This window comes from Staphylococcus sp. HMSC055C03, assembly GCF_001809385.1.
Taxonomy (GTDB): domain Bacteria; phylum Bacillota; class Bacilli; order Staphylococcales; family Staphylococcaceae; genus Staphylococcus; species Staphylococcus simulans.
Genome location: NZ_KV797486.1, coordinates 21,173 through 30,300, shown reverse-complemented (window position 1 = coordinate 30,300; position 9,128 = coordinate 21,173). Strand labels below are relative to the sequence as shown.

The 9,128-nt window shown below is 34.8% G+C and carries 11 protein-coding genes; all 11 read right to left on the bottom strand.

Annotated features, from left to right (window positions below; translation table 11 throughout):
* Positions 1 to 143: 143 nt before the first annotated feature.
* The 11 genes from HMPREF2603_RS04500 to HMPREF2603_RS04460 all read right to left on the bottom strand — a co-directional run bounded on the left by HMPREF2603_RS04500 (position 144) and on the right by HMPREF2603_RS04460 (position 9,119).
* Positions 144 to 812, bottom strand: a complete 669-nt coding sequence (locus HMPREF2603_RS04500) for an NYN domain-containing protein (RefSeq protein ID WP_060804254.1) — start codon at positions 810 to 812, stop codon at positions 144 to 146.
* A gap of 301 nt (positions 813 to 1,113) precedes the next feature.
* Positions 1,114 to 2,547: an SH3 domain-containing protein gene (locus tag HMPREF2603_RS04495; RefSeq protein WP_070501958.1), complete on the bottom strand. Its 1,434-nt coding sequence runs from the start codon at positions 2,545 to 2,547 to the stop codon at positions 1,114 to 1,116.
* Complete coding sequence (locus HMPREF2603_RS04490; protein WP_070469112.1) at positions 2,528 to 2,950, bottom strand: phage holin; 423 nt, start codon at positions 2,948 to 2,950, stop codon at positions 2,528 to 2,530. Before HMPREF2603_RS04490 ends, HMPREF2603_RS04495 begins: the two co-directional genes overlap by 20 nt.
* Before the next feature lie 44 nt (positions 2,951 to 2,994).
* Positions 2,995 to 3,390, bottom strand: coding sequence for a hypothetical protein (locus HMPREF2603_RS04485; RefSeq protein ID WP_070501955.1), 396 nt, complete (start codon positions 3,388 to 3,390; stop codon positions 2,995 to 2,997).
* The gene (locus tag HMPREF2603_RS04480; protein WP_207021305.1) at positions 3,374 to 3,808 is read right to left on the bottom strand and encodes a hypothetical protein; all 435 of its coding nucleotides are present in this window, start codon (positions 3,806 to 3,808) and stop codon (positions 3,374 to 3,376) included. The genes HMPREF2603_RS04485 and HMPREF2603_RS04480 overlap by 17 nt, the downstream gene beginning before the upstream one ends.
* Before the next feature lie 142 nt (positions 3,809 to 3,950).
* On the bottom strand, positions 3,951 to 4,118 hold the full coding sequence (locus HMPREF2603_RS13350; RefSeq protein ID WP_156423349.1) for a hypothetical protein: 168 nt from the start codon (positions 4,116 to 4,118) through the stop codon (positions 3,951 to 3,953).
* On the bottom strand, positions 4,115 to 4,906 hold the full coding sequence (locus HMPREF2603_RS04475; RefSeq protein WP_060804342.1) for a S1 family peptidase: 792 nt from the start codon (positions 4,904 to 4,906) through the stop codon (positions 4,115 to 4,117). Before HMPREF2603_RS04475 ends, HMPREF2603_RS13350 begins: the two co-directional genes overlap by 4 nt.
* Positions 4,907 to 4,968: 62 nt before the next feature.
* Positions 4,969 to 5,121: an XkdX family protein gene (locus HMPREF2603_RS12985; protein WP_082709477.1), complete on the bottom strand. Its 153-nt coding sequence runs from the start codon at positions 5,119 to 5,121 to the stop codon at positions 4,969 to 4,971.
* A 1-nt stretch (position 5,122) separates the two neighbouring features.
* Positions 5,123 to 5,623 (bottom strand): hypothetical protein, encoded by a 501-nt coding sequence (locus HMPREF2603_RS04470; RefSeq protein WP_060804343.1) that lies wholly within the window; start codon positions 5,621 to 5,623, stop codon positions 5,123 to 5,125.
* Positions 5,624 to 5,634: 11 nt separating this feature from the next.
* Positions 5,635 to 7,056 (bottom strand): BppU family phage baseplate upper protein, encoded by a 1,422-nt coding sequence (locus tag HMPREF2603_RS04465; RefSeq protein WP_060804344.1) that lies wholly within the window; start codon positions 7,054 to 7,056, stop codon positions 5,635 to 5,637.
* Entirely contained in the window at positions 7,056 to 9,119 is a 2,064-nt protein-coding gene (locus HMPREF2603_RS04460; protein ID WP_070501951.1) for a tail fiber domain-containing protein, read from the bottom strand. Before HMPREF2603_RS04460 ends, HMPREF2603_RS04465 begins: the two co-directional genes overlap by 1 nt.
* Positions 9,120 to 9,128: the final 9 nt, after the last annotated feature.

Here is a 9,128-nt window from a genome sequence, read left to right as displayed (position 1 = left end):
TCTACTTCATTCTAAAAGATCATAATTCTAAAACTAACTTAATAGGTGGGTCTTGTTCTTTTATTATCAACTCAGTCTTATGTGTTTACACAAGACTTACAACTTATAGCTATTTCTGTATCTGCATTATAGACTAAAAACTCTTAGTATTTGAACTTATCATCACAAGTTCTTCGGCCATCAATATGTAAAGATAGACTATCTCGTATATCCGCTCCTAATGAATCTAATACAAAATCTATTCCTTCAGTTCTCGCTAATTTAGCAGCAGGTACAAAATCGCTATCTCCAGCAATTAAAACTATTTTGTCTACTTGTTTTTTAAAAGCTAAAGAAGCAATATCTAACCCTATTTTCATATCCACACCTTTTTGTTGTAATGATAGATTAAAATCATTTTCTTGTAAATCATCTGTATCGATAGTTCCATTTAATAATTTCTTAGTAGCAGAATACTTTAAGTTGTATTCTACTGAACGATCATTTAATTCCCCTAATCTTAATGCTACTTTTCTCTTTTTACTTATTTCTTTAAAAAAATCTTCTGTCCACTGTTTTGTTTCGCTTATAGCAAAATTGATATTCTTTTTTAACAAAGGGTGGTAAACCTGTTTATCAATAGGTGGACAATCATAGTAAAATATTCTATATAATTTATTATGTATTTCCTGTTTAAAATGTTTTTCTTTCAAATGTCTATTACAATAACGATATAATTCATCGGCTCTTTGCTTTGCTGTAACTTTACCATATACTTTTGCACTTCTTTTTCTGTAGTATCCACCATCCACTAAAATAGCTACTCTTTCCATTTCGTCACTCCCAAAAAAAAACCATGATTTCGAAAGCCCCATATGGTGGGGTTCCTACTCTCATGGGTAAGTTTACTGTTTAATCTATATTTAAATAGTAACACCTATTAAATGTATTTTCAATATTTTTAGTGTTTTTTTGTGAATGTTTTGGTTTAATTACCTTTGCTTCGGTTTATTTCAGTTTATTTCCAATAAAAAAGAGGGCTACCCGTAGGTAACCCTCAATAAAAGTATAGAGATGATTTTATATTATTATTACAAGGTAAAACCCCTTGCGTTTGTATTATAACGCATTTTCTTAACTGATACTACCCCAAAGTTCGCCCACACCATGATTAGGTGGTGCGACACCGTTCCATGTACGGATTGGTAAATAGTATCGTTGTCCTTCCCAGTCATAACCGATCCAAACGTGGTCATCTTGAAGCATTACTTCTGTATAATCACACCAGCCACCCGGTTGAAAGTCATAAGCATGTGGGCAACTTGTGAATGGTCCGACAGTTCGTACCATAATCGGTTGATTACTGTTCGTAAATCTTGCCTTTTCTTCCATATAGTAAGTACCATAATTATTGCGTCTCCATGCTCCTGCAACTGGCTTTACTGTATTACTTGATGCACTTGTACCTTGAGCAACTGTAGCAATAGGTACTTTACCGTTCATATAAGCTCTGATTTGCTTAATAAAGTAGTCTTTAAGCTTCAATTGCTTATCTTTAGGCAATAACCCTTGCGTGACTGGATTAAAGCCTGTGTGGAGCTCTGCGCTTCTGTGTGGGCAAGATGTAGATGTAAATTCATTGTGTAGTCTTATAGTGTTTCTATTAGCTGGTAGTCCCCACTTCTTCAATAGTCTTGCACATTCTTGGAAAGTGGCTTGTTCATTTTTTAAGAACGTTTTATCATCTGCTCCTATTGACTGACAGACCTCAATACCGTAACCGTTCTTGTTCCCATACTCATTAGCAGTATGCCAAGCTATTTGAGATTCATCTAACGCTTGCCAAACAGTATTACCTGAGATATAACTATGTGCAATACCTGCCTCAAGTCTAGATAATGGCGCATTGACTAAACCATTTCTATACGCTTGTGCAGTCGCACCTTTGCTTCCCGCGTCATTATGAATAACAATAAACTTCGGATTATATCCACGCTTAGGTAAGTTGTACCCTTTTACTACATCTTTGACAATGTTTAATTTAACCGGTTTTGCTTTCTTTTTAGAATTAGCTTTTTTAATACTTTGTGTTGGTGATTGTGCTGAACGTGTCGCTGTTGCCGTTTTGAAATTGGGGCGAATAAACCACATAGGAAAGTCGTAATTATGATTGATAAGTTGAGCGACTTCTGTTTTAGCCATACCGCCGCCCCACCAGTTTTGGTCGAGTGATTGGAATGTATTATAGTTGCCGTCGATATTTCCGTTCGTAACAATAGCAACATGACCATAACCTCCGCCGTAACTTCTATTGAAAATAACAACGTCCCCTGGTTCTGCTTTGAATGAAGGTGTATTAGGATAAATGACAGCTTCTCCATCAAAATTATTAGCGTTAGGAATGTCCGCAGCACCTATACCTTTAAGACCATGTCCAAATAATTTATACCAGTACATATTAGCCAGATCAAAACATTGCCAGCCATAAACGCCGTCGAAGTCCCACCCTTTGCCTTTTAATTCATTAATATAAGCGATTGCTTCGTTCTTAGTCAGTGTTGCTGTCATTTGAAACACCTCCATGTTCATATTCATTCACATCAAATCCGATTTCATCCGAATCATCGGTGAAAGGCCGCGTTGTATCATATATTTTAGGTCGGAACTGTTGCACTTCAGGCGCATGTGCTTGATTCTGCCACTGAACCATTTCATCTGTATTATTACTATCTCTAGGCTTTGTATAAGTTTGTACAATACCACTGTCTTTAATACCTTTACTTGTCGGATCTACAATAACACCTAAGCCGACAAGTAAAGTAATAATTGTACCCGCTAAAGCACTCACTTGTTCTAATTGTGTGGATAAGTCTAACCCGAATAATTCTGTTACTTGTTTAATGAATAATAGTAAAGCGCCGATTAGCCCAGTCAATACTGTTTTATTTTTAATTCTTAATTTCCAATTCATAAAATCCCTCCGTATAGTAAAAAAAGCCGACGCAGTGCGCCGACTTAGAAAAAAGTTGCTGCAAATCCTAATGCGCCTACTAGCACAGTAGATATAGCACCAATGATTGCAACCCATATCTGCATATTTCCTTTTTGCCTTTCAGATACAAAGTTTTCAATCGAATCCAATCTTTTTACTGTTGTATCAGAAGTATGTTCAATATCTTTGATACGATCGTTAAACCCTATAAGGTTATCATTGATTTTCTCCAAAGTTTTATTTGTAGTTAATTGGCTTTTAATTAATGCATCGTTACTATCATTTAATCGTGTAACCAGTAGTTTTAAATCGTTATGCAATACTATATGCTTTTTATCTACTTCATTAATCTTCCCATCTATATTACGATTCGCTCTTTCCCATTCATGACGTAGTACATATTTATCTTCGCTCGGCATAAATTTCAAACCCTCCGAAAAACGTCATCACTAAATAGATACCTGATAAAGTAGCAAATTGAATAGGAGATAACCAATTAATTGCATTGTAAACACTGGCACTTGTGATAATAAAATACATAATGAAGGATATAAAACTTCCGATTGTGATTAGCCAATAACTTTTTTGATTTTGTTTAGGTAGTAGATAGCTTGCACACATTAATAAAATACCTGAAAGTAAAAACAATGCCCCCCAGCTCCATATTGGTAATAGGTTGTGTAATTCTCTGTAAAAAGCAGAATCGCCTAAAATCGAGTCTTGCTCAATTGTCCAGAACAACCCTCTCCACAACGTGAATAACCCTGTTCCGAATAATAGGGTGCTTGCTATCATCTCTGATAAAGTCAGTTTTTTCATCCATTCACCTACTTCCATCTAAATAAAAAAACACAAGCCTAAGCCTGTGGTTGTTCGTATTTCTCAACTGGAATATCTTTAAACAGTATTGAAGTTTTTTCTTTAAAACAACCATTCATTATAAAAAGACGCCTACTTAAGTAAGCGCCTTGTGATTTATTTATAATATAAATTTATCTTTTGTTAACCTAATGTCTTTTAAAGGTAATTTCTCGTCATAAGAAAATTTTACAAACTCATTTTCATTTCTATCTATAAGCTGTGCAGCAATTTTTAAAACGTCTTTTTCTTCACCTTCAATGGTATGACTGTTAATTTTTATTTTCATCTGAAATCCTCCATATTTTTTATTTGTTCTTCAAAATCTAGTAATTCTTCTGCATGAATAATAACCCCTAAATTAATTCCTAATTCAGTTACACCATAAGCAGTTTCATCTATACTTTCGTCTTTTACAATATATCCCTTGGTTTCCATAATGTTATCGGCAAAATTCACACCTAAAAATAAAAATCTTTCTTGTCCTAAATAGGCATTCCCCATTCTATCTGTATAACCGTTTGGATTATATAAATAAACAGGTGAACCACTTGAACCGTTTGTTATAGTCATGTCTATTAAAAATAATTTTTGGTTATTGAATTTAATACCTGGGTGTGTTGCAGTTATACCTTTTCTGAATACAGGTAAATTATTATATTCATCGCTTATACCTCTAGGATATCCAACCATTAAAATTTCCTCTACAAAATTTAAATTTTTGATCGCGTCAAGTTGAATATCTCTTTGTGTTAGATACGCAATGTCCATTTGGTGATTCTCATTGAAAATATCTATAGCAGGTATTGCACATAAATCAACATTACCACTAGAATGATTAAGTTTGATATTATTCACACCTGAGATTTCAAATATTTTTTTATTCACTATATCCCCTTCTGGCTTTAGAGATATTCTTATAGTGACTTTATCGGAATTTCCAATCACATGTTTGTTAGTTATGATGTAAGGATATGCATAGTCTTCTATTTCAAACACAAAGAAAAAACCAGTTCCTATGTTGTTCTCTGTCACTACTCTCACTACACTCTTAGTCATTTTTTCTATTCTATTCATTAAATAACTCCTTTTTAAAATATTATAGCATTATTTAATGAAATATGGATAAATCCACAAGCCTAAACCTGTGGTTGTTCCGGATATTCTTCACCTGTAATTTTTTTGTATTCTTCTTTCGTCAATGCATCTAGCTCCACATAAGTCTGAATATCCTCATTAGTGTAGCAGTTAATGTCATAAAAATATTTGATTGAGTCGAATCCTGGATACATATTAATTACTCCCTTTCATTTTTGTAATTTCGAGCATTGTTTTAGCTTGTTGTAATTCCATATCTTTCAAACGTTTTTCTTTTACTGTTAATTCTTTCATCGTTTGTGCCTGAATAATTTCGTTTTGTTCCAAACGTTTTTCTTTTTTTATAAGTTCCAATGCTAAAGAAGCTTGTTCTTTTTCTGATTTCATTAGTTGATTAGCTGTTTTAGTCACTTGCATTTGTGCTTTCGCCAACATTATTTCACTAGCGTTAGGTTCATACGGTGCTTTTTCTTCTTCATCTTCTTCAACAGAACGATTGTAGTCCCACTCTTCGTAACTGATGCCTTGCCATTTTCCGTTTTTATAAGAAATTGGCTCGTATAGTTCACTTGGTGGCATTTCTTCGGTATATTTACTTTCGTCATAAACAAAACGTTCGACACCTGTTTCTTCATCTACTACTGACTGAATAAGCTTAGGTGTACCGTTTGTTTTATCAAAAATCTGCTTGAACATTTAATCCCTCCTTATATAATCCAATTGTCTTGGTAGATAATGTAATCTGTACTATTATAACTATCACCATTATTAGGATGAAATTCTATATCCCCGCCAGAAATAATAACTTTAGGCGGTGTCTTATATGTGGTTGATACGCCTAACGAATATATCTTATTAGGTACAAATTCAGATGGGATTGTAGCAACTACATTTTTTTCGTTTGTAAGATTTTCGACACCTAAACGGACATACACTTGTTTGAAATCGCCGTTATCAATAACTCGATAAGAAGGTTCAAAGTCTGGTAGTGATGATTTTTTATATCCATTTTTGAGCGTAAGAGGTATCCAACCAGTATCAGATTGATCATTTGTAATTTCTTTCCAATCTGACCAAGATATGTGACAATTTTTCATAAAAATTCTGTTTAAATTAAAAGGTCTGAAAAAAACATGTTTAACAATATTATTGCCATATTCATACACTTCTAAAAAACCACTTTTGTCTAATGGCGAACCTGTGGGTGAAGGGCAATAATAGAATCCTGGCTTTAAATTACTTAGATAATCCGGATTATCTAATTCGGCATTAACTAATTTATGTGATTTACCATCATCATTAGTTAGTTTATATTTTTGCCAATCATTCACTTGTTCTGATGTAACCAAGTTATTTTGCCTAATGCTTTTTAAAACCTTATCGCTCGCTTCATTAACTTTATTTATCTTGTCTTTCGTTTCATCATTTAATTTAGTTGTATATTCGTCCACAATTAACTGTATGTCTAATATAGCTTGGCTTGCTTGTTGTCGGACAGATGCGTTTGTCGTATTTGCAATATCTTCTAACTCACTGATTGAGTCGTTCTTAACCTTAGTTATATCTGCTTTACCATCAGCCACCGCATTTTTCACTTCATTGACAAGTGTTTTGATGTTGCCTATATCATCTTCCATTTCTTTTGTACGTTGCTTAATTTCTTCTCGTAATCGGTCGAACATTCGAATGTGTTCTACTTTAGTGAATGATGAGACTTTATTAATCAAAGCATCTGCAACTTGGAAAGTAAATTCGCCTAATACTGCAGTTTGATTATTGTTTGGATTATCCGTGACGTTATTGACTGCCACGTAAATTTGACCAGTGACTTGTGTTGACGTACTCGCTTGTAGGAAATCTTTATCTAAGGTAATTTGCGCAATACCGTTCAAACCATCGACTACGTTTAATTTAAGAACTGTAGATACGCTGCCGTTAGTAGATTCAAAATAACCATGAACATCGACATTTTCATCACTGATTAGTAAAGGCCCATTGTCATTATAAATTTGAAATTGCAATGTAGCTGTGTTCTCGTCCAAATTATAAAAGCCAATTCCTAAATCAGAAATCGGCTTTAAATATGGTTCATTTTTAGCTTGATATTTTGCTATTTTATTCAATTCCATTATTTAGCACCTTCTAACTTTTCAATTCTACTTCTTAAATCTTTGTTTTCTTCTGACAACTCTTGAACCGATTTAACAAGTGGCGCGATAATTTCTGTATATCCTACACTATAAACATCTTCTCCCCCTGTATATTTAGGATTGTCGATGCCTCCAAAATCATAACCTTTATCAGTTAATGCTTCTAAATCTTGAGCGATAAATCCATGATGATAACGGTCAGAATTACTGTTGTTATACTTATAATCCACTGGTTTCAAGTTGTTTATGAAATCAAGTCCGAGTTTTGTTACTCTAATGCTGTTTTTATCCCGTCTATCTGAACGTTGTTGCACTTCTTTGTGTGTATAGACTGTATCATCAGCCGAACCTAGTTGTACTTGATTGTCACCATGAGCATGGGCATTTGAACCAATACTAGTAGTATTAGAATAATCTCCCACCGGCCCAGCAGTATAACCTAATGCAGTGTTATTTTTACCCTTGATAATCTCACGCAATGTATTAGATCCAACACCTACGTTTTGTTCGCCAGTTTTAACGATTGGTAAAGATAATGAACCGATACCTACGTTGTGATTGCCTTCTACATAACGACCAGCATATGAGCCGACCATTACACTGTAACTTGAGTTTCTGCCATCCTGCATAGCTTGTGTACCGACCGCTGTATTACGATAACCATAAGTGTAGGTACTATCTGTGTTTTTGTTCTTATCGTCTTTGAAGAAGTGCATAGCACCGTAACCGACTGCTGTATTGTTACTAGCATGCAATGTTTGTTGTAGGTTGTTTGCGCCGACTGCAACGTTATCTTGACCGGTGATATTGTTGACTGACGCGTAAGAACCTATTGAGGTATTGCGGTAACCTAGTAAGTTATCACGCAATGCACGGTTACCCATTGAAGTGTTCTCACTGCCTTTTAAGGTATGTGCTTGCGAGTTATAACCGACTGCAACGTTACCGATACCTTTCATCATGTGTAATAAGGCGTTACGTCCGACACCTACGTTGTTGATGTAGTCTTTATCTTTATAACTGTATAAATCAGTGTTCGGATGATACTCGTTACCAAGATATTGCCAAACGTCTGCCCATCTCGGTAAAAAATAACTGTTGATAAAATTTTTACTGCCTTTTTCCAACCAATAGTCATGCAGCGTGTCGATAGCGTTATCTACACCCCCCCATTTCAGAGCATTAGCCCCTAATGCAGTGTTATGTTGTCCGTACTTACCTTGTCCAAGCGCATCTGCACCAAAGGCATCATTAGAGTAACTTTCGACCATGTTGGACAAAGCACCTTTTCCAAATCCTGTTAAACGTCTACCGTTGATATTATTTCTGAATACCGCATATCCTGCGCCTGTGTTGGCATAACTTTCTTTTGTTTGATTACGTCCAGTGTCTTGCCCAGCAATCCAACTGTAATATCTTTCTTTATTTTTGGTATTGTAATCAACATTAACAGGCTGCGGTGTTTTGTTATCTAGCGGTACGATTTCGTTCTTGACTTTTAATTCGCCATAACCGAAAAATAGCCCGTCAGGAAATTCACGTGTTACATAAATACCATTAGGTACAAAATAAACTTGCTCAGACTTAAATTGACTGAACAAGTTTGTATTATCTGTCTGACCGTCTCCTACTGCGCCGATAGTTTTAATATTGATGTAGTAACTGAATGTTTCCATAATCCTATCGACTTCATTATCAATTCGGCGGCCAATAACCTGCAAATCATATTTAATTCTATCGGATAATAACGGGAAGTTAGTACCGTCAATAGCTGTACGGCTATCTCTTAATTCTTGAATGCCATCACCGTTATGACCTAGCACCAAGTTAATAATCAAGTTGCGTAAGTAATTCAATTCAACATGCACACTGCCATTCTTGAATAATAAATTTTTAGCATTATGTGCATATCGTGATGAATTCTTATGCTTATCAATCGTTTCATCAATGGCGTTGACTTTATCAAGTAACCATTTAAAGTTATGAATCGACTTTTGTCTGTACTCTTGTCCTATATCGACAGGAAAGTTTGTGTAATACATTACATCACT